Below are 20,968 nucleotides of genomic sequence, written 5' to 3' on the forward strand. Positions count from 1 at the left end.
AATTCCTTGGTAAGGCTGTTTTCGAAGCTGGTTGTAATTATCTGTGTGTTTTTAAAGAGAACGTTAGCATCGATGTATCGCGTGCAGTACCAATTTTTACACTATGTTTGATATGGCAAGCAGTTTATAATAGTTGTAAGGTTTCTTTCACCTTAATAGAAGTTGTGGCATTCTTTAAAAATTAGGTTGATAAAGTTTTTTCGTAACGTTCATGTATAGGGTGATACCATAAGAGCGAGGCTTGAATGTTTTTTTGAGTTGGTGTTCTATGGCTGTAAAAAATGGTGAACAAATGAAAAATAAGAGTTCTAAATCTGTTTCAGGTTTTCTCAAAAATTTACGTGGTGTAAAAAATTGGGAGCAAGTTTCGCAGTGGCTTGCTTTCCGTAATGTAGAAGATATTGAATGTATTACGCCTGATCAAGCAGGTGTACCGCGTGGCAAGATGATGCTTTCTAAAAAATTTACATCGGAAACATCGCTGGCATTGCCTTCAGCCGTTTTTGTGGCAACAATTTCGGGAGATTATCCTGAAGATGGTCATGGTTTTGAATATCCAAAAACAGATGGTGATCTACGTCTTGAGCCTGATCTTTCGACGTTAAGCATTGTGCCATGGGAACAGGCCCCTACCGCACAAGTGATTTGTGATCTTGTCTATCAAAATGGACAGGTTGTGGATTATACACCACGGAATGTTTTACAAACAGTGGTTGGTTTTTATACGAAAATGGGTTTAAAACCAGTTGTCTCACCAGAAATTGAGTTTTATTTAGTACAAAAAAATCCTGATCCTGATTATCCTTTAGTTCCTCCAGTTGGTCGTTCTGGACGTTCAATTGGTGGAGGGCAGGGGTATTCAATTGCGGGTGTCAATGAATTCGATGAGTTCATTGATGATATTTATCATTTTTCGGAAGCGCAGGGGTTAGAAATTGACACGCTCATTCATGAAGAAGGAGCCGGCCAATTTGAAATTAATTTACGTCACGGTGATCCAATTGAATTAGCTGATCAAGTCTTTATGTTTAAACGCACAATTCGTGAAGCCGCACTTAAGCATGATATGTATGCTACTTTTATGGCCAAGCCTATTCAAGGGCAGCCCGGTTCTGCTATGCATATTCACCAATCGGTTGTTGATAAAAAAACCGGTATGAACATTTTTACACAAGAAGATGGTGAGGAAAGTGTCCTTTTTCGCCATTTTATTGGTGGATTACAAAGACATATGGCAGGGGGACTTGTGATGCTTGCGCCTTATGTCAATTCTTATCGGCGTCTCATGCCTGATATTTCAGCACCTGTTAATTTGCGATGGGGATATGATAATCGTACCACAGCTTTTCGTGTTCCCCGCTCTGCTCCACAGGGGCGACGTGTTGAGAATAGACTTCCTTCATCAGATGCTAATCCTTATTTAGCTCTCGCAGCTTCTTTGGCTTGCGGTCTTATTGGATTACAGCAAAAGCTTGAACCTGATGAACCAACAATAAGTAATGTGAATACTGATAGCATTGAATTACCCCGTGGTCTCATTGAAGCGGTCAACTTATTTGAACAAGATACAGCGATACGTGCCATTTTAGGAGATGTTTTTGTCAGTACTTATGCTGCAATCAAACGACAAGAGTTCGAAACTTTTATGGAAGTGATTAGCCCGTGGGAGCGAGAGTATCTCTTGCTTAATGTTTAAGGTTTATCACGATGATTGATTATAATCCGATTTCTCCAGGAATTTCTTGGTATGAGGACACTTTAGACGAGCGTCCCTCTTATCCGTTTTTTAGCGAACAAATACAGTGTGATGTGGTTATTATCGGGGGTGGATTTACTGGGCTTTCTGCTGCCTATCATTTAGCTAAGGCTGGAGTCCAAGTTGTTTTATTAGAAGCTTCACGGTTTGGTGATGGAGCTTCAGGGCGCAATGGTGGGCAATTAGGAACAGGGCAAAGACAATGGGTAGAATCATTAGAGAAAAAATATGGTTTTGAACGAAGTAAGATATTGTTTGATTTAGCTGAAGAAGCCAAAAGAGATATTCTATCTTGGTGTGCAATGCCTGATTGTCAGTGTGATTTTATGGCAGGGCATCTTTCTGTTACCCATAAAAAACGCGAATTAGCATCTTATCAGCGACATGTTGAAGCGATGCAGCGTTATGGCTATGACGGTCTCACTTTTATGAACAGGAATGAAACAGTTAAACGGCTTGGTTCTTCTTTTTACCATGGTGGTATTTATGATGCACAGACTGGCCATATCAATCCCTTAAAGCTTGTTGTTTGGTTAGCAAAAAACGCAAAAAACGCTGGGGCTAAACTTTATGAGAAGACGAAAGTAATTGCGATAGAGCGCAATGGTGGCCATTATAGAGTAAAAACGGGACAAGGTAATATAACAACAGAGCATGTTTTATTAGCGACTAATGCATATAAACTTGGACTTCAGCATTTTGTTGAGAAAAAAATCTTTTCTATTCGCTCTTATATTGGAGCAACTGAGCCGTTATCGCAAGAGTGTCCTATTCTTCAGGGGGGCGAGTCGGTAGATGATTCTCGTTTTATGGTTCGCTATTTTCGCAAAACTACTGATAATCGCTTATTATTTGGTGGAGTAGAAAGTTATGATAATCAATATCCTGTAAATTTAGATAGACGCATACGACGGCAGATTTTTGAAATTTATCCTCATCTCCACTCTATAAATCTAACCCATCATTGGGGAGCGACAGTTGCTATCACTGTTGAACGGTTGCCTTATGTTCGCCAACTTTTTTCCGGTGTAACTTATTGTGGTGGTTATTCGGGGCATGGGGTTATACTTGCTCCTTTTATAGGGAAGTTATATTCTGAGTGGCTAACTGGGAAGCGTGAGCGTTTTGCGTCTTTTCAAGACTTAAAGATTTCATCTTTTCCAGGTGGAAAAGTTTTGCGTTATCCGCTTGTTTTTTTGGCTATGCACTGGTTTTCTTTGATGGATAAGTTTTAACGAGGCACTCTTTGAAACGGAGAAAATGAGTGGCTTGTTTCATATCTATCTGCTTTAATGATTGAAGTTTCTATAAATTTTTTGAACTGTTATAATTAAATGGGAAGAGAGACAAATTTATGGTAAGTAAAATTATTCCAGTCTCTCCCTTTGATTGTATTGTTTTTGGTGGCAATGGCGACTTAACATCACGCAAGCTTATGCCTGCTCTTTATCATTGTCAGTGTGTTGGACAATTGAGTGATCCGACGCGTATTATTGGGGTTTCTCGCTCTTCGTTAAGTCGTGAAGAATATCAAAATTTTGTTCGTGCTTCTCTAGAGAAACATGTTCAACCAAAAGATCTCAACCTAATTGAACTGAATCGTTTTCTTGCGCGTTTAATCTATGTTTCTGTGGATATTACATCAAATCGGGGATGGCAAGATCTTGCTCTTTTACTATCAAAAGATCCAGCTGATATTCGAGCTTTTTATTTAGCGGTTGGTTCGCCACTTTTTGGTAATATTGCGATGAGATTAGGACAAAATGGTTTGGTGACACAGCAAACACGGATTATCATTGAAAAACCTATTGGTCGTGATGTAAAAACAGCAGTAGAACTCAATGATATATTTGCAAGAGCATTTGATGAAGATCAGATCTTTCGTATTGATCATTATCTTGGCAAGGAAACAGTTCAAAATTTAATGGCATTGCGGTTTGTTAATACACTTTATGAACCGTTATGGAATTCCAATTATATTGATCATGTCCAGATAACAGTTGCTGAATCGTTAGGATTGGAAGGGCGTGCAGAATATTATGAGAGTGCAGGTGCGCTACGCGATATGGTACAAAACCATATGCTGCAATTGCTCTGTTTGGTTGCTATGGAAATACCATTTACCAATAGAGCAAATGCGGTACGTGATGAAAAATTGAAAGTTTTGCATTCTTTGACACCCCTTGATGTTCATAATGTAGAGCAAAATACTGTGCGTGGGCAATATCTGGCTGGTGTCTTGAATGGTATCTCTGTAAGATCTTATTTTGATGATTTGGGGAAAAAAGTCAGTGAGAGCGAAACATTTGTAGCGCTTAAGGTTAAGATTAATAATTGGCGTTGGGCGGATACACCTTTTTATTTACGAACTGGTAAGCGTCTGTCCACGCGGATGTCTGAAATTGTTATAGTTTTTAAACCCATCCCTCATAATATTTTTGATGAGAATTCAGATGAGGTTTTTTCTAACAGACTTGTTATTCGTCTCCAGCCTGATGAAGGTGTAAAACAGTGGTTGATGATTAAAGATCCAGGTCCTGGTGGTATGCGATTTCGTCATATTCCATTAGACATGAGTTTTGCGTCTGCATTTTCGCAGCGTAATCCTGATGCTTATGAACGGCTATTAATGGATGTTATTCGTGGAGATCAAACACTGTTTATGCGTCGTGACGAAGTTGAGGCTGCTTGGCGTTGGATTGATCCTATTCTTGAGGGATGGCAAGCAATAAAGCAGCCAGTTCATGGATATAGAGCTGGTTCATGGGGGCCCTCTGCTTCGACACTTTTGATGGAACGTGATGGGCGGGTATGGAACAATTTAGTTTAGAGCAATAAGTATGCATGGAATAAATATTGACCGTTTGAATTTTGAAACACCTACAGATTTAGCGTTAGCATTGGCTGATCGCGTTGCAGCAGAGCTTAGTGTGGCTGTTCTTGAGCGAAAACGGGCGATTCTAGCAGTTTCTGGTGGTAACACACCGGAATTGTTTTTTCATTATTTATCAAAAGCTGATATTGATTGGCAAAATATTATCATCACGTTAGTCGATGAACGCTTTGTACCAGCTCATCATGAACGTTCAAATGAACATCTGGTACGCCGTCATTTGTTACAAAATTTTGCGGCTCAAGCACATTTTGTAGGACTTTATCATAAAGCAATTACTGTTGAACTTGCTGCTTTTACGGCTGCTAGTCGTGTCAATACTTTGCCTAGACCCTTTGATGTTATTGTTTTAGGAATGGGGATTGATGGACATACTGCTTCCTTTTTTCCTGATGCGCATCGTTTAAAGCAAGCACTTGATCTTCAAACACAGGCACTTGTTTTACCACTTCATGCAAAAAGTGCTCTTGAGCCAAGACTGACACTGACTTTGCCAGTTATAATACAATCTCGTTGCATACTTCTCCATTTTGAAGGTTTTCAGAAACGCGAGTGTTTTGAAGTGGTTTGTCAGGAGGGATCTGAAATGGAAATGCCTGTTCGGGCGGTTTTACGCAATGCTCATCACCTTGTTCAGGTTTATTGGTCTCCAGATAAGAATGAAATAAGTGAAGCGGAAACATGATACAGATGTAGATGACGCGCAATCTCTTTTTAATAGTAGAAAGCGTAAATGAAAGGGGGTATGGACATGGCACTTTCCAAGACAATTGCTACGGTTACACGAAGGATTTATGAACGTTCTCTTCCAACGCGAGAAATTTATTTAGATCGTATTGCTAAGGCGCAAGAAAAGCGTCCCAAGAGAAGTTTTTTGGGATGTTCCAATCAGGCTCATGGTTTTGCTGCTTGTGGTCAAAGAGACAAAGAGCATTTGAAGCATAATATTGTCGGCAATATTGGTATTATTACTGCGTATAATGATGTTCTTTCAGCACATCAACCTTTTGAATATTTTCCTCACTTAATTAAAGAGGCTGCCCGTATGTTTGGTGGTGTTGCACAAGTAGCAGGTGGTGTTCCTGCGATGTGTGATGGTGTAACACAAGGAAATGTGGGGATGGAGCTTTCTCTTTTTTCGCGTGATGTAATTGCAATGGCGACGGCTATAAGCTTATCACACGATATGTTTGATGCTGCACTGTATCTTGGCGTGTGCGATAAGATTGTACCTGGTTTAGTGATTGGAGCGCTGACATTTGGTCATTTACCAGGAATTTTTATTCCAGCTGGTCCCATGACAAGTGGTCAAGGCAATGATGAAAAAGCGAAGATACGCCAGCTTTATGCAGAAAATAAAATAGATCGTCAAACATTGCTGGAATCAGAATCCCGCTCTTATCATGGGCCTGGAACATGTACATTTTATGGGACTGCTAACTCAAATCAGGTGATCCTAGAGATGATGGGGATACATATGCCGGGAAGCTCTTTTATCAATGCAAATACACCGTTGCGTGATGCGTTAACACGGGAAGCCACCCAGCGTGTACTTGCAATGACAGCACTGGGCGATGATTATAGACCACTTGGTATGATAGTTGATGAGCGTTCTTTCGTAAATGCTATTGTAGGATTAAATGCGACAGGAGGATCTACCAACCATACGATTCATTTAATTGCCATGGCTGCTGCCTGTGGTATTCAATTGACATGGCATGATATAGCAGAAATTTCGTCAGTGGTCCCTCTTTTAGTGCGAATTTATCCTAATGGTTTGGCTGATATAAATCATTTTCATGCTGCTGGTGGAATGGGTTTTGTTATTCGAGAGCTCATTGAGGCAGGGTTAGTACATGAAAATGTCTGTACAGTTTTTGGCAAAGATCTCAATGCGTATGTAATTGAAGCAAAACTTGGTTCTGATGGTAGTGTGGTGCGTGAGCCCGCTCTCAATGAAAGTGGTGATCATAAGATATTGGTAGGGTGGAGAAAGCCGTTTCAAGCTGATGGTGGTATTCGCGTTTTGTCGGGTGATTTAGGCACAGCTATTATTAAAGTTTCATCTGTTAAATCTGATCGTTGGCGAATTGAAGCTCCAGTTTTTGTCTTTAATGATCAAGAGGCACTACAAGAGGCTTTTAAATCTGGGGTATTAAATAATAAAGACTTTATCGCTGTTATTCGTTATCAAGGGCCAAAAGCAAATGGTATGCCAGAGCTTCATAAATTAACAACAATTTTAGGCATTTTACAAGATCGAGGTCAAAAGATAGCATTGGTAACGGATGGACGTATGTCAGGTGCATCAGGAAAAATTCCTGCTGCAATTCATGTAACACCAGAAGCTTTGGACAATGGTCCCATTGCGCGTTTGCAAGATGGTGATATCGTCTGTCTTGATGCTCATGTGGGTAAATTAATTATTTTGGAAGATTTGTCAGAATTTAATGCACGAACGATCACTCACCCCGACCTTTCAAAAAATGAATACGGTGTTGGACGTGAACTTTTTCGTCTTTTTCGCCAATCCGTTAATCGTGCAGATCAAGGGGCATCTGTTCTTATGGCATGAATAAAGTAATATTTATTGCAATGAAGGTATACCAAACTTCTTAGAATTTGGGTACAGGAAGATTGTGTGCTCGAGCGGCGGCTTTAAGCGTATTAACCATGAGCATGGCAATAGTCATAGGTCCAACCCCTCCTGGAACAGGAGTGATTGCGGCAGCTTTCCCTTTTATTTCTTCAAAATCGACATCCCCGACAAGACGCGTCTTGCTTCCCTCTTTCTCTGGAGTTGTAATGCGATTAATACCAACATCAATAATAATAGCACCATTTTTAACCCAGTCTTTTTTAATCATTTGTGGGTGGCCTACAGCTGCTACTAAAATATCGGCACTACGACAGACATCATCAAGGTCACGGGTACGGCTGTGGGCGATTGTGACAGTGGCATTGGCTGCTGTTAAAAGGGCTGCCATAGGCTTTCCGACAATATTAGAGCGGCCAATGACAACGGCATCAAGACCAGATAAATCTCGTCCACATTGTTGTTCAATCATCATCATGGCACCAGCTGGTGTACAGGGAATAATAGCGTCTTCAAGGTCATTAGCAGCAAGTTTTCCTACATTGATATAATGAAAGCCATCAACATCTTTTTGGAAAGCAATAGCTTGTGTTATGCGGTTTGTATTAATATGGGGTGGTAAGGGGAGCTGTACTAAAATGCCGTGGATTTTAGGGTCAGAATTTAATGCTGCAATATGTTGGAGGAGTTCTTGTTCTTGTGTTTCTTTGGGAATCATCTGTTTGATTGAAAAAAAACCACATTCTTCGGCTTTTTTACTTTTTGATGCGACATATACCTGACTTGCGGGGTCGTCTCCGACAATAATAACAGCGATACCAGGTTGTATATTATAATTATTGCGGAGTTTTGCTGTTTCAGCCTTCACTTTCACAATAATCTCTTCAGCAAGCTTTTTTCCATCGATAATATTATTCATTGAGAGAGATCCTTTCGATAGAGGGCTGTTTATCCTTTTGTAAAGTGTTTGCTGACAATCCAAAAGCATTTAATAGCAATATTCATATGAGAATGGTAAAAATGATTCGATAATATTATGTATTTTATAATTTTTGAAAGGTTTTAAGATAACTGTTTTGTTTGGAAGCAGCAATATTGTCGTTCCAATAAACTTTGGATAAAAATAAGAATAATTAAATTATTAAATGAGATATAACGGATTTTAGAATTATAAGAATTTTTTTTACGATTATTTAAGTTTGCTTTTAATCTGTTATAGCGGCGGAAATATAGAGGAATATTGTGCGCGCCAGAATAATAAAATTTTTGAGCGGGGTTTTTATTGCAATTATTTTTTGGTTTGGAGTGGGTATTCTTATTTTACCTTATCTTGTGTCAACAGATATGATTCGTATACGTTTGGCTCAAGATTTAAGTGCGTGGACGGGTTATAATGTGCAATTACGTGATCCACCGCGATTGAATCTTTTTCCTTATCCTAAAGCATTTCTTTCTGGCATTACTCTAACCTCAAAACTGAATAATGTTGTACCGTTATTGGAAGCTGAATCGATAGAAGTTGATCTTTCTTTGCTCGATCTTCTTTGGGGGCATGTTTCCTTTTCGGAAACACGAATTGTGCGTCCCCAATTTGTTATGGAAAAACCGGTAAAAACAGTAGCGGATTTTTTTGATAGATTTTCGCGGTCGCAAAGTGCATTAGGATTCGCGATAAGGAATGCTCGTGAAATAATTAATCATAATCCTGATCAGCCGGACATAAAGCGTCTCTTAAACCAACCTTTTGGGCGAATTGTTATTGAAAATGGTACACTCGTTTATCATGATAGTATTTCTGGTATGCCAGAAAAAATAACAGGATTAAATGCAACTTTAGATTGGCCTGAACCAACGCAAAAAGTGCGATTTCGTGCAGATGCTCGTTGGCGCGGAGAGTTGACAACGTTATCGATTGACGCTGATCAAGTGTTATCGCTTTTAGCAGGAGGGAAAAGTCAAGTTAAGGCGAGTCTCAATTCTGTACGTGGTGGTATAACCTTTATAGGGCAGGCACGATTATCTGAATATTACATTTTTGATGGGAAGGTATCAATGCGTTCTCCAGGGTGGAATCAGACATTGTATTGGATTGGAGGCACACAATTTTGGGGACAGAGATTAAAAGCACCTATTGTATGGGAGTCTCATTTTTTAGCGCAGCCAATGCATATTCAAATGGATAATATTACATTTACAATGGGGACATCAAATGCGCGTGGTGCTTTAGAAGTTGATTTTCAGAACTATGTACCAATTGTTATTGGATCTTTAGCATTTGATAACCTAGATTTTAACATTTTTGAATCAATGCTTTCTTTCGTTAAAGAGCAGAATTCATTTCCTGATACGGCAATTTTAAATCGTATCGGGGTGGATGTACGACTTTCTTCGCCACAAGCAAAAGTAGGAAATATTGCGCTCACAAATTTAGCTGCTGCGATACAAATAAAAAATGGACATATCATTTTTGATCTTGGGGATGCGAATGTTTTTGGTGGATCTCTTCAAAGCAATATTGAAATTGCACCAGTTGATAAGAATGTGCGTATTGAAGGACGTGCTTCAGTTGTTTCCATGGATACGCAGGCTTTTTCAGAGGCTCTAGGAATTATCCCATTTGTACAAAGCAAAGCAAACTTGACGATGATGGTACGAACGCTTGCCAATTCTTGGTCAGAAATTTTTGCGAAAATGCAGGGTGAATTAACACTGAATCTGTCTTCTGGTCGATTGTTAGGATATGATTTGAATAGTTTACAGAAAACGCTTTCAGAAAAGGAACAATTTCTTTTAATGAAGAGTGATGTCCTTTCAACAACTTTTGATCTCTGGAATATTCAAACAAGTTTTTCAAATGGTACGATAAAGATAACAGAATCACTGATGGATACAGCAGACTGGAGCTTATCCATGTGGGGAATCATTTCTTCTGCTATCATGCAAGATCGAAAGGACGAATTTATATTACAAGCCCAAGTGCGAAAAAGTCATAGCTCAGGAACTCTTTGTAAAGATGTCCAGTGCCTTGCGAACAGTCTTATGCAGCCTTTTACCTTTTCTCTTAGTTCTAAAGGACTGGAATACGGTAATTTCTTGGTTAAAAAAGATGCTGATACAGATTGATGGGCCTTTTTAAGGCTGTATTGGCAAAAACTTTGGAAAACCGCTAAAAAATGTCGTCTTTCTATAAAATTTTAAGAGTAAGCTAGCCGGTGCTTATTTAAGTTCAGCAGAAATACCATAGCCATCTTCAGCGATTGTGTGTTTTCCATCTGCTCCAACGGAGCCAATTCCTACCGTAATCAGAATAAAAGCTAGGAGAGTGGTGATAGTAATAACTGTAGCTTTTTTTGCAGACATATTTTTCTCCAATTATGCAATAAATCAAAAAATGCAATGGTAAATAATCTGTTATTGTGAATTTATGTTAAGAGCAGAATCACTTAGTATTCTATTTGTTCCCATTTTTATCTCATAAAGCTAAAAAACTCTATAATTCTTTATAAATTATAGTCCTATAGATCTATCTTCTTCTTTTTGTTATACGTTTTTTCGATAATTATAGTTAGCTTTGGTACGATTTTTTATGCGTATAAATTATAAACTGAAAAGATTGTTTATCCATCAACCTCTTATTTTAAATGAAGAAATAAAGATAGAGGGGGCGCAAGCATCTTATCTTATACGTGTTTTACGGCTAAAAGAAGGGGCCAAAATTTTACTTTTTAATGGACAGGATGGTGAATGGCTTGCTAAACTGATCGCCATTAAGAAAAAAATTGTTGTGGTTCAGCTTATCCAGCAGGAAAGATTGCAAACGACGCATTCGAATCTCATTTACTGTTTTGCTCCACTCAAAAATGCGCGTTTGGATTATATGGTGCAGAAAGCTGTTGAAATGGGGGTATCGGTTTTGCAGCCTGTTATAACACATCACACACAGGTTACGCGTATCAATAGAGCGCGTATGGAGGCTAATGTTATTGAAGCTTCTGAACAGTGTGGCATTTTATCTTTACCTGAATGTTCTTCTCCTCTTTCGTTAGTAGAGCTTTTAGCACATTGGGATGAGACACGTCCTTTATTCTTTTGTGATGAAGCACACAAATCCCATAACGTATTGCCTTTTTTAAAAAAGCACGAAATCACAGCATTGGGTGTCCTCATTGGACCAGAAGGTGGGTTTAGTGAAGAAGAGCGAAACTTTTTAAAAAAACATCCTTTCGTGATTCCAATGTCTTTGGGACCACGTATTTTGCGCGCTGACACTGCTGCTGTTGCTGCTTTAGCTCTTCTTAATGCTAGTGTAGGAGATTGGTCAATTGATTGAAGTGTATAAAATCATTCTAAATGGTTCATTTAAAATGATAGAACTAATGATAGGATAAAATAAGTTATGGCGCTTGATATAACAGATGAGAGTGAAATTTATAACTTAGATTGCCTGGTTAGCTATTTTCAGGAGGGGTGTAAAGCAGAAAATGATTGGCGTATTGGTACAGAACATGAAAAATTTCCATTCTATAGAGATGGTTTCCGTCCTGTTCCGTATAATGGCACGAGGGGGATTCGTGCACTTTTGGAAGGAATGCAAGAGGTTTTAGGATGGAGTCCCATTTTAGATGAGGGAAATATTATTGGACTCGTAGGATCGGCTGATCAAGGTGCTATTTCTTTGGAACCTGGAGGGCAATTTGAATTATCTGGTGCACCGCTAGAAACAATTGGTCATACTTATTGCGAGGTGATGGAACATTTAACTCTTCTCAAGAAAATTTCAGAGCCACTGGGGATTGGTTTTCTCGGTATGGGGGCTAGCCCAAAGTGGACATTGGCTGAAACTCCGCGAATGCCCAAGTCTCGTTATCAAATTATGACCGATTATATGCCAAAAGTTGGCACAAGTGGTCTTGACATGATGTATCGAACATCGACCATTCAGGTTAATCTTGATTTTTCCTCTGAAACGGATATGCGGCGAAAAATGCAAGTATCAATGAAGTTACAATCGATTGCAACAGCATTATTTGCTAGTTCACCTTTTACAGAGGGAAGCCCGAATGGCTTTTTATCTTGGCGCTCTGAAATTTGGTGCGATACTGATAATCAGAGATCTGGAGTTCTCCCCTTTGTGTTTTCTGAGCGTTTTGGTTTTGCCGATTATGTTGAATGGGCACTTGATGTACCAATGTATTTTGTCGTGCGCGATGGCCGTTATTATGATTGTACTCATATAACTTTTCGTCAATTTATGAAGGGAGCATTAAAAGGGCAGGTTGCAAATTCAATACCCAATATGGGAGATTGGATTAATCATCTATCCACTTTGTTTCCCGAAGTCCGCTTAAAACGATTTTTAGAAATGAGAGGTGCTGACTGTGGTTCTTGGAGACGCATTTGTGCATTGTCGGCTTTTTGGGTTGGGATTCTGTATGACAGTGAAGCGCTCAATGAAGCAGAAGCTTTAACAAAAGATTGGTGTTTTGAAGAAGTTTTGGATATGCGCAACCGTGTTCCTAAAGAAGGGTTAAGAACACCTTTTCGTCACACCATAATTTTAGAAATAGCTCGTCAAGTTGTTGCTATTTCACGCAAGGGGTTAAAAAATCGCAGACAGTGCAATGCTGATGGTTTAGATGAGACAAATTTTTTAGTTCCTTTAGAAGAGGTAATCGCGTTGGGACAAACAGATGCTGATCGGTTATTGTCTCTTTATCATTCTATTTGGAATGGGGCTGTAGAACCTGTATTTTTAGAGTGTGCCTATTAGATTTTGAAGTAAAAAGCTTCATCTTTCATTTCCAAATAAGTGTATATGATTATTACTTCTCATTGACAGATTTCCTTTAGAAGCCTATTTCATTTTACTTGCAATCCTCATCTCTTGATGTTTTTTATGAAGGAGATAGTGCAAGATTTGTCGGCACAATTATCTTTACTTCTGCAAAGCAGCAGTTCAGTAACATCACGATCTTTACAACCTCAAGTTCCATTCATCTTGCATTAAGACGATTCAGTAAGAGGTATATTTGTTTTTTCAAATTTTTTTGCCCATAGGTTAATTACGTTAGAGGTGTCCACACAAACGGTTTTTGTTATTTGCTAGAGACATATATTATACTTCTTTCATTTTTTAATGGTAATATTGGTGATCTTATCTCTTCTTTCGTATCTATATGGTATATTTCTATGCAAGGGTGCAAACAGTGGCTGTATTTAAAGATACGTTATAGAATTACATATTATCATTTCTTTTTCACTCAATTTACTTATTTTGGCTAACGCTAAGTGAAGGATCTAAGTTTTTGTGCATTTAAACATTGGATTCTGACAATTTTTTTCAAGTTTTTATTAGGAAAAAAATTCTTTTTAAATTATTCTAAATAGTATCGTATTTTATGATATTAACTTGAAAAGACTTAATTTTTGTTTTTTTATTTATGAGATAGAGCACGGATATTTTTTTATTTTTTGCTATAAATCGGCAAATCTTTCATAAAAAATAATTTTATATCAAGAATAAAGGATTAAAATAGCTAAATTGGAATGATAAATTTGCAACTCTATTAAATATTACCAAAACTACTTGGTACCATATTCTGTAGAAAGGACAGGGTTTATTTTTCTCTTTAAGAGTTTTTAAGTTATTCCTCATCTAATTCTATCTTTTTTTAGCACTTTAATTTTTAGATATATATAATAAAGCTTATTTTACGGATTTAGATTTTTTATTTGAGTGTATCTAAAGAATAACCATAGGGGAAATAAAGCTTCGATTATTATGCACGTAGTGTTTTGCATTTCAGCATTCTATTATAAATTCAAAAATTTTAGCATTTATAATTTTAGTGGTTTAGAAGAACTGTTTTATGGCAACTAATAAGTAAAGAGAATTCCACCAAGAACCAAATAAGATTTTGTAAAGACCGTTTGAATAAGATGAGACATTAAAAAAGGACGGTGACCAAAATGGGTGAGGATGTCGGTAATAAAATTGGCATAGAAAGATAGCTTAGTTTGTTATTGTATTTTTAGAAAAACAAGTCATGGGATTGTTGGCGGTATCTTTATTATTTTGGGAAGGATTTGCTTCCTTCAAATCGTAAGAAAGAATAATGGCGTCATTCAAATCTTAAGGCGTATTAAAAGCGTTCTTTTATTATTGAAATGGAATAGAAGATGTTGATATTTTGATTCTTTATTAGAAGTCTTTCTCTTAAGAGTAAAATTTTATAAATAATCGGAAAATGAACTCATTTGATTTTTTATTTCCTTCCAAGAGCTATTAATAGGCAAAAAATTCTCTTCTAACCGATAACTTTAAAAATAGTGATTTTGTAAAAGTGTTGTAAACTTTGTATTTTATTTTTGAATATTATGCATTGATTTTAGGCTATGCATAATATTCACTATCAAGCATAACAAGAGTGGGCATAAACAATGGCATTTAATTTTTTCATCAATTTATTTTTATTTGTTATTTTCTTATTCTTGCTTACTCAAAGTAACAGGATGAAATGGAGTCTTTCACTACGTGTTATGTTAGGGCTTATCCTTGGCATACTTTTTGGAAGTGTTTTACAGATTATTTATGGAGAAGGTGAAGCCACGTTATTGAAATCTGTTGAATGGTTTAACATTGTTGGTAATGGCTATATCTTATTACTCCAAATGATTGTTATGCCATTGGTTTTTGTCTCTATCGTCTCAGCAGTTGCTCATTTGCATTCTGTTTATGCTGTTGGTAAAATGAGCATAATGACCATTTCAATATTGCTTTTTACAACGGCTCTTTCAGCATTGGTCGGCATTTTTGTAGTTAATTTTTTCGGATTAACAGCGAATGGTTTGGTGCATGAAGGGCAAAATGTTTCTACTCTTCTCGATGATCGTATTTCTCAACTTGGAGACATGAATATTCCAAAGATGATTTTATCCTTGATTCCTAAAAATCCATTTGCTGAATTAAGTGGAGTCAAACGTACATCAATTATAGGTGTTGTTATTTTTGCATCCTTTTTAGGAGCAGCAGCTCTTCTTTTAAAGAAAGATGATTCCGAACAGGGAGAAAAAGCGCTTTTATTCATTCAAGTGGCACAAGCTTGGATTACGCGGTTAGTCCGTATTGTGATTGCTTTGACACCCTATGGTATTTTTGCCCTTATGACGAAGGTAGGAGCAACCTCACGTGTTGCGGATATTTTAGATTTATTGGTTTTTAGCATCGCTTCCTACATTAGCATTATCTTTATGTTTGGAATTCATGGTGTGTTGCTTGGCATATCAGGAATTAATCCGTTTCGTTTTTTCAAAAAGGTTTTGCCTGTTTTGACATTTGCTTTTAGTAGCCGTTCAAGTGCTGCAAGTATTCCTTTGAATATTGAGGCTCAAACGCAATGGATTGGTGTACCACAGTCAATAGCGAGTTTTGCAGCCTCTTTTGGAGCAACAATTGGCCAAAATGGTTGTGCCGGTATTTATCCAGCGATGCTTGCAACCATGATAGCACCCTCTATGGGTATTAATCCCTTTGATCCTACTTGGATTGCTACTCTTGTTGGTGTTGTAACGTTGAGTTCTATTGGTGTAGCTGGTGTTGGTGGTGGTGCTATTTTTGCAGCATTGATTGTATTGCCAATAATGGGATTACCTGTTTCTTTGGTTGCTGTTCTCATGTCTATCGAACCCTTAATTGATATGGGGCGTACAGCTCTCAATGTAAGCGATTCAATGTTGGCTGGAACTATAACCAGTCAAATGTTAGGGGTAACGGATAAAAACACCTTTGAAAAGTAATTCTCATGTGGAGTTTATAGTTTTTTGTGTTCTTTCCTTAAAACACTTGCGAGAGATATTTGCGCTGAGCCTGGCTTTATCGGTTTTTGTTGATTTGGATGAGGAGTCCAACCAGAAAGCCAAATAAAAGAAAAATGTGCACGGATCCGTCCATCAGGATCGCTAAATTTTTGTGCATAGATTTCAGCGGCTCGGAGAAAAAAGCGCTTAGATACAGGGCGCCGTGAGCGATTGATGAGTGCATTTTGCATTCCCATAGTTTTAAGGTCATTTATAAGATCAAACATTGTATTATAGCGTATTGTGACATCTTCAATATCTGCGACAGGTAGAGCAAAACCAACACGCTGTAAAAGGGCTCCTATCTCACGAATGTCGGCAAAAGGATAGATTCTAGGACTTGCTCCGCCATAGATTTCAACTTCAGCTTGTAGGAGAGATTCACGTAACTCCATAAGTGTGCCAGCTCCAGCCATAACAGCTAGGAATAATCCATCTGGTTTCAGAATATTTTTTATCTGACTAAGGATACCAGGGGTATCATTAGTCAATTGTAATGAAAGAAGTGAAACGATGAGATCACAATAATTTTGAGGAAAGTCAAGAAATTCTCGAGGACGCAAATGAAATTTTTTGTCATGGCTTTGATAAAGTATGTCAGTTTCAACGCGTTCTATGGAATGGACTTTTCCAGATTTCAATAAAGCTTGCGCTGCAAGATCTGTATGGCTGTGTAAATCGAGAGCTAATGTAAAGAAACGATTAATAGTACAGAGACGTTTATACAGATCCTCCGCCATGTAGGACAATAAAAAATCATATCCTTCTTTTGCTTTTTTGAAAGCACGTTTGCGAAATTGCTCAATACGATCATGATCAAAAATTAAAGGATGTGGCATATCGTTCATGACTTTCGATCTATGATTCAAAGAATATTTTACAAAGGTTCATTTTATGCCAGCTCTATCAAGCTCATGATGTGAAAGAAAAACAAATTTATAAAAGGTAAGAGTTTTTAAAGGAATTAAAATTAAAAAGTATAAAAGATTTTTTTGTGCAGGGAAGCTGTAAAAGCCTAAATTAATGTTGTGCTTTCAAGAAATAGCTTTAACTAGCGGAAATATATTAAGCAAGTTGATTGAGCGCTTGCTAACAATTTTGTATCCGCCAATTTGTCTTGGATGCAAGCAAAGCGTTTCCGCTTATGGTACGATTTGCTCCGAATGTTGGAAAGGTCTTCAGTTTATCACAAAACCTTATTGTCCTGTTATGGGAATTCCTTTTGTTTGTGATATGGGGGAAGGTTTTCTCAGTGGTGAAGCTCTTAAAAGTTCTTTTCCTTTTTCGCGTGTTCGTTCGGCTATTGTTCATAAGGGGATAGCGCAAGCTTTGGTAACGCGATTGAAATATAGTGATCATATAGAATTAGCATCTTTTATGGCCAATTGGATGATATCTGCTGGGCGCGAGATTATTAATGAGTGTGATGTTATTATCTCCGTTCCCTTGCATTTTCGTCGTTTTTTGAAAAGACGTTACAATCAATCTGCAGAGCTTGCTCGTTATATTGCAGGAGCGCAGAAAAAAAATTTTAAACCGGGTTGGCTTGTGCGGAGTCGACATACCCGTCCGCAGGTGAATTTATCAGCGAGAGAGCGGAAGCTAAATGTATTAAATGCCTTTGAGGTGCCACACAAAGTTAAAAAACATCTAAAGGGACGTTCTATTTTGCTGATTGATGATGTTTTTACAACAGGTGCGACCGTTACAGCAGCAGCTGCAACATTAAAACGTGCAGGTGCACGACAGGTTGATGTGTTAACATTTTCACGTGTCTTAAAAGAGACCTCTCTGGTTCCTAATTCTTGAGAAGATCTTAAAATTGACTTATTAAAAAACATGGGAGAATAATTATGAAACAGATAGTACTTTATACACGCCCTAACTGTCCTTATTGCACGAGGGCACGTGATTTGCTTGATAAAAAAGGAGTGAAATATAAAGATATTGATGCATCAACAACTCTTCGCGAAGAAATGGTGCAGCGAGCAAATGGGCGCAACACATTTCCACAAATCTTTATAGGTGATTATCATGTTGGCGGTTGTGATGATCTTTATGCTCTAGAAGATGAAGGGAAGCTCAATTCTTTGTTGCAAGACATAGAGGACTTGTAGATTATCTTTTCCTAAGGCTTTTTTGCAAGAAGCATATAGTTAACATTCATATCTTTTGAGCGATTCCAGCTGTCATTTAATGGATTGTAAGTAATACCGATCTGATCGATGACAGCTAAAGTGTTTTTTGATAAGAGATTCTTAAGTTCCTGGGGTTTTAGGAACTTTTTATAGTCATGAGTTCCTTTCGGAAGCCAATGTAAAATATATTCAGCACCTATAATAGCTAATCCCCATGCTTTCCACGTACGATTGAGTGTTGAGACAAACATCAACCCTTGTGGTTTAAGCATTTTTGCTGTGGCAGCCATGAAAAGGTTAACATCAGATACATGTTCAACAACCTCCATATTGAGAATGATATCAAAGTGCTCTCCTTCATTGGCTAATGTTTCTGCAGTAGTTGTACGGTAATCAATGGAAAGATCACTTTGGGCTGCGTGGATTTTTGCGACTTCAATATTGGTCTGTGCCGCATCAGCTCCCACAACCGTAGCACCAAGACGTGCCATTGGTTCGCACAACAAACCACCACCACAGCCAATATCAAGAATTCTCAAATTTTTGAAGGGCATGAGTGAAACAGGATCGCGATTAAATTCTAAACAGATTTTTTCTCTGATATAAGCAAGACGAGTGGGATTGAATTGATGAAGTGGACGAAATTTTCCTTGAGGATCCCACCATTCGGCAGAAATACGTGAAAAATGATCAATTTCATTTTGATCGATGGTGGTACGCATTTTATTTATCATGTTGCTCTCCTTTTACTTTTTTATGATCAAGTCAGGTAGATTTTATTATAAAGTCAAGAGAAATTAATATAAACATAACTGAACTTGCACAAATGGTAGATATTCTATATGTGAAAAAGTGATTTGTTGATACGAGAGTGAGTTCTTATTTTTACGGTTGTTTGAGATAAGAAATATAAAGGTAAGAGTGTTATTGATGGCACGGATTGTCATGAAATTTGGTGGAACGTCTGTAGCAGATATTGAACGTATTCATAATGTTGCACGGCATGTTAAAAGAGAGGTAGACGCAGGAAATGAAGTTGCAGTTGTCGTATCCGCGATGGCTGGGAAAACTAATGAGCTTGTTCAGTGGACATGTGATGCTTCGCCAATAAATAAAGATGCTTATGAATATGATGTCGTTGTTGCTTCTGGTGAGCAGGTAACGGCAGGTTTGTTGGCTCTTACACTTCAAGCAATGGGAATAAATGCACGTTCATGGCTTGGTTGGCAAATTCCTATTCATACGGATAGCGCACATAGCAGTGCACGGATTACAGATATTGATGGTTCTTTTTTAATAGAGCGTTTTCAAGAAGGTCAGGTAGCTGTTATTGCTGGTTTTCAGGGATTGGCTCCGGATAATCGGGTTTCTACTTTAGGGCGTGGTGGATCAGATACGAGTGCTGTTGCTATAGCGGCAGCTATACAGGCTGATCGCTGTGATATTTATACAGATGTGGATGGCGTTTATACAACGGATCCGCGTATAGAACCTAAGGCACGTCGTTTACCAAAAGTTGCTTTTGAAGAAATGCTAGAAATGGCTTCTCTTGGAGCAAAAGTTTTACAGGTTCGTTCTGTTGAATTGGCAATGGTTCATAAAGTTCGTACTTTCGTGCGCTCAAGTTTTGAGGATCCCGATGCATTAGGCATGGATGATTCAATGAATTCTTCTGGAACACTTATTTGCGATGAGGAGGAAATTGTGGAACAACAAAATGTTACTGGTATTGCTTTTGCTAAGGATGAAGCACAAATTTCTCTCCGTCGATTAGCAGATCGCCCAGGGATCTCTGCAGCAATTTTTGGACCTTTGTCTGAAGCGCGAATTAATGTTGATATGATTGTACAAAATATTTCTGAAGATGGTTCAAAAACCGATATGACTTTTACTGTACCATCAACGGATGTAGATAAAGCGGTTGCCCTTCTTAAGAAAAATCGTAAAGAAATTGGATTTGATGTTATCCAATTTGAAAGAGATCTTGCCAAGGTATCTGTTATTGGTATTGGAATGCGCAGCCATGCAGGTGTTGCGGCTACAGCATTTCAAGCTTTGGCTGAGAAAGGTATTAATATTCAAGCAATCACAACTTCCGAGATTAAAATTTCTATTTTGATTGACAGCGCTTATACTGAGCTTGCAGTTAGAACATTACATGCTGTTTATGGGCTTGATAAGGGTTAAAAACTTTTTATCTTGAAAAAGATTTCTAGATAATATGAAGCATTCATATCTGTAGGAAACTCCAGACTTTCTACTAAACGTTTAGCAGGAGAGGAAAAGTTTGCGACTTGTTCAAATATGCCTGTTAGGTAGAAAGCTTTATGAATGCTCAGCAAAATTATAGAATTCATCAGGTTTGATTTTAGATTATTTATGAAATTACGCAAAATGGAATTGATGAGATATTTTTCATTAACAGTTTGCTTTTCTTACAGGGGTTTTAAAAATTTTATGTGAATCTCGTGGATTTAGTTTATTCTTCTCCATGAACGTGAATAAAAATCTAAAATAAAGATTTGTGCAATAATGACTCGTAAAGAAATATCTTCAATTTAACAAAGGCACTAAAGCTTTTTTAGCTTTTGTTATGGGTTCATTTACATCAAACATAATAAAATCTTTTTCATAGTTCTCAATACATCAAATGACATGCGCTTTGCTATGAAACCCCAATCTTGCACAATTATAGTAATAATGAGTTGAGATATTCGAAATTGTCATCT

General features: G+C 37.7%; 16 protein-coding genes. 12 read left to right on the forward strand and 4 right to left on the reverse strand.

Annotated features, from left to right (window positions below):
* Positions 1-268 precede the first annotated feature (268 nt).
* The 5 genes from AC0QT4_RS02605 to edd all read left to right on the forward strand — a co-directional run bounded on the left by AC0QT4_RS02605 (position 269) and on the right by edd (position 7,224).
* The gene (locus tag AC0QT4_RS02605) at positions 269-1,696 is read left to right on the forward strand and encodes a glutamine synthetase family protein (RefSeq protein WP_473200234.1); all 1,428 of its coding nucleotides are present in this window, start codon (positions 269-271) and stop codon (positions 1,694-1,696) included.
* A gap of 11 nt (positions 1,697-1,707) precedes the next feature.
* Complete coding sequence (locus AC0QT4_RS02610; RefSeq protein ID WP_473200171.1) at positions 1,708-2,991, forward strand: NAD(P)/FAD-dependent oxidoreductase; 1,284 nt, start codon at positions 1,708-1,710, stop codon at positions 2,989-2,991.
* A gap of 119 nt (positions 2,992-3,110) precedes the next feature.
* A complete protein-coding gene (gene zwf, locus AC0QT4_RS02615; RefSeq protein WP_473200172.1) occupies positions 3,111-4,586 on the forward strand; it encodes a glucose-6-phosphate dehydrogenase in 1,476 nt (491 codons plus the stop codon).
* Between the two features lie 10 nt (positions 4,587-4,596).
* Entirely contained in the window at positions 4,597-5,334 is a 738-nt protein-coding gene (gene pgl, locus AC0QT4_RS02620; RefSeq protein WP_473200173.1) for a 6-phosphogluconolactonase, read from the forward strand.
* Positions 5,335-5,400: 66 nt separating this feature from the next.
* A complete protein-coding gene (gene edd, locus AC0QT4_RS02625) occupies positions 5,401-7,224 on the forward strand; it encodes a phosphogluconate dehydratase (RefSeq protein ID WP_473200174.1) in 1,824 nt (607 codons plus the stop codon).
* A gap of 40 nt (positions 7,225-7,264) precedes the next feature.
* Here the strand turns inward: edd and folD are convergent, their stop codons facing one another.
* A complete protein-coding gene (gene folD, locus AC0QT4_RS02630; protein WP_473200175.1) occupies positions 7,265-8,164 on the reverse strand; it encodes a bifunctional methylenetetrahydrofolate dehydrogenase/methenyltetrahydrofolate cyclohydrolase FolD in 900 nt (299 codons plus the stop codon).
* Between the two features lie 323 nt (positions 8,165-8,487).
* Here folD and AC0QT4_RS02635 point away from each other — a divergent pair, with 323 nt between their 5' ends.
* The gene (locus AC0QT4_RS02635) at positions 8,488-10,368 is read left to right on the forward strand and encodes an AsmA family protein (RefSeq protein ID WP_473200176.1); all 1,881 of its coding nucleotides are present in this window, start codon (positions 8,488-8,490) and stop codon (positions 10,366-10,368) included.
* A gap of 93 nt (positions 10,369-10,461) precedes the next feature.
* Here AC0QT4_RS02635 and AC0QT4_RS02640 read toward each other — a convergent pair whose 3' ends face one another.
* Entirely contained in the window at positions 10,462-10,605 is a 144-nt protein-coding gene (locus tag AC0QT4_RS02640; RefSeq protein ID WP_473200177.1) for a hypothetical protein, read from the reverse strand.
* A gap of 226 nt (positions 10,606-10,831) precedes the next feature.
* Between AC0QT4_RS02640 and AC0QT4_RS02645 the strand changes: the two genes are divergently transcribed.
* From AC0QT4_RS02645 to AC0QT4_RS02655, 3 genes are all read left to right on the forward strand, one after another.
* Complete coding sequence (locus AC0QT4_RS02645) at positions 10,832-11,575, forward strand: 16S rRNA (uracil(1498)-N(3))-methyltransferase (protein WP_473200178.1); 744 nt, start codon at positions 10,832-10,834, stop codon at positions 11,573-11,575.
* Between the two features lie 66 nt (positions 11,576-11,641).
* Complete coding sequence (locus AC0QT4_RS02650; RefSeq protein ID WP_473200179.1) at positions 11,642-13,015, forward strand: glutamate--cysteine ligase; 1,374 nt, start codon at positions 11,642-11,644, stop codon at positions 13,013-13,015.
* Between the two features lie 1,670 nt (positions 13,016-14,685).
* Entirely contained in the window at positions 14,686-16,041 is a 1,356-nt protein-coding gene (locus tag AC0QT4_RS02655) for an L-cystine transporter (RefSeq protein ID WP_473200180.1), read from the forward strand.
* A gap of 14 nt (positions 16,042-16,055) precedes the next feature.
* On the opposite strand, the gene AC0QT4_RS02660 is transcribed toward AC0QT4_RS02655, so the two are convergent.
* Positions 16,056-16,940 carry a methyltransferase domain-containing protein gene (locus tag AC0QT4_RS02660; protein WP_473200235.1) on the reverse strand — a complete coding sequence of 295 codons (885 nt, stop codon included), beginning with the start codon at positions 16,938-16,940 and terminating at the stop codon, positions 16,056-16,058.
* A gap of 184 nt (positions 16,941-17,124) precedes the next feature.
* Between AC0QT4_RS02660 and AC0QT4_RS02665 the strand changes: the two genes are divergently transcribed.
* Both AC0QT4_RS02665 and grxC read left to right on the forward strand, forming a co-directional pair.
* A complete protein-coding gene (locus AC0QT4_RS02665; protein ID WP_473200181.1) occupies positions 17,125-17,910 on the forward strand; it encodes a ComF family protein in 786 nt (261 codons plus the stop codon).
* Between the two features lie 44 nt (positions 17,911-17,954).
* Positions 17,955-18,218: a glutaredoxin 3 gene (gene grxC, locus AC0QT4_RS02670; protein ID WP_473200182.1), complete on the forward strand. Its 264-nt coding sequence runs from the start codon at positions 17,955-17,957 to the stop codon at positions 18,216-18,218.
* An 11-nt stretch (positions 18,219-18,229) separates the two neighbouring features.
* On the opposite strand, the gene ubiG is transcribed toward grxC, so the two are convergent.
* On the reverse strand, positions 18,230-18,973 hold the full coding sequence (gene ubiG, locus AC0QT4_RS02675; RefSeq protein ID WP_473200183.1) for a bifunctional 2-polyprenyl-6-hydroxyphenol methylase/3-demethylubiquinol 3-O-methyltransferase UbiG: 744 nt from the start codon (positions 18,971-18,973) through the stop codon (positions 18,230-18,232).
* 196 nt (positions 18,974-19,169) lie between these two features.
* On the opposite strand from ubiG, the gene AC0QT4_RS02680 reads away from it, so the two are divergent.
* On the forward strand, positions 19,170-20,426 hold the full coding sequence (locus AC0QT4_RS02680; RefSeq protein ID WP_473200184.1) for an aspartate kinase: 1,257 nt from the start codon (positions 19,170-19,172) through the stop codon (positions 20,424-20,426).
* The last annotated feature ends 542 nt before the right edge of the window (positions 20,427-20,968 follow it).

Source organism: Bartonella sp. EBT8 (assembly GCF_055796165.1).

Excerpts from the sequence above, each read along its gene's own strand:
- AC0QT4_RS02605 (WP_473200234.1), top strand. The coding sequence starts at position 269 with ATGGCTGTAAAAAATGGTGAACAAATGAAAAATAAGAGTTCTAAATCT.
- AC0QT4_RS02610 (WP_473200171.1), top strand. The coding sequence starts at position 1,708 with ATGATTGATTATAATCCGATTTCTCCAGGAATTTCTTGGTATGAGGAC.
- zwf (WP_473200172.1), top strand. The coding sequence starts at position 3,111 with ATGGTAAGTAAAATTATTCCAGTCTCTCCCTTTGATTGTATTGTTTTT.
- pgl (WP_473200173.1), top strand. The coding sequence starts at position 4,597 with ATGCATGGAATAAATATTGACCGTTTGAATTTTGAAACACCTACAGAT.
- edd (WP_473200174.1), top strand. The coding sequence starts at position 5,401 with ATGGCACTTTCCAAGACAATTGCTACGGTTACACGAAGGATTTATGAA.
- folD (WP_473200175.1), bottom strand. The coding sequence starts at position 8,164 with ATGAATAATATTATCGATGGAAAAAAGCTTGCTGAAGAGATTATTGTG.
- AC0QT4_RS02640 (WP_473200177.1), bottom strand. The coding sequence starts at position 10,605 with ATGTCTGCAAAAAAAGCTACAGTTATTACTATCACCACTCTCCTAGCT.
- AC0QT4_RS02645 (WP_473200178.1), top strand. The coding sequence starts at position 10,832 with ATGCGTATAAATTATAAACTGAAAAGATTGTTTATCCATCAACCTCTT.
- AC0QT4_RS02650 (WP_473200179.1), top strand. The coding sequence starts at position 11,642 with ATGGCGCTTGATATAACAGATGAGAGTGAAATTTATAACTTAGATTGC.
- AC0QT4_RS02655 (WP_473200180.1), top strand. The coding sequence starts at position 14,686 with ATGGCATTTAATTTTTTCATCAATTTATTTTTATTTGTTATTTTCTTA.
- AC0QT4_RS02660 (WP_473200235.1), bottom strand. The coding sequence starts at position 16,940 with ATGCCACATCCTTTAATTTTTGATCATGATCGTATTGAGCAATTTCGC.
- AC0QT4_RS02665 (WP_473200181.1), top strand. The coding sequence starts at position 17,125 with ATGTTGTGCTTTCAAGAAATAGCTTTAACTAGCGGAAATATATTAAGC.
- grxC (WP_473200182.1), top strand. The coding sequence starts at position 17,955 with ATGAAACAGATAGTACTTTATACACGCCCTAACTGTCCTTATTGCACG.
- ubiG (WP_473200183.1), bottom strand. The coding sequence starts at position 18,973 with ATGATAAATAAAATGCGTACCACCATCGATCAAAATGAAATTGATCAT.
- AC0QT4_RS02680 (WP_473200184.1), top strand. The coding sequence starts at position 19,170 with ATGGCACGGATTGTCATGAAATTTGGTGGAACGTCTGTAGCAGATATT.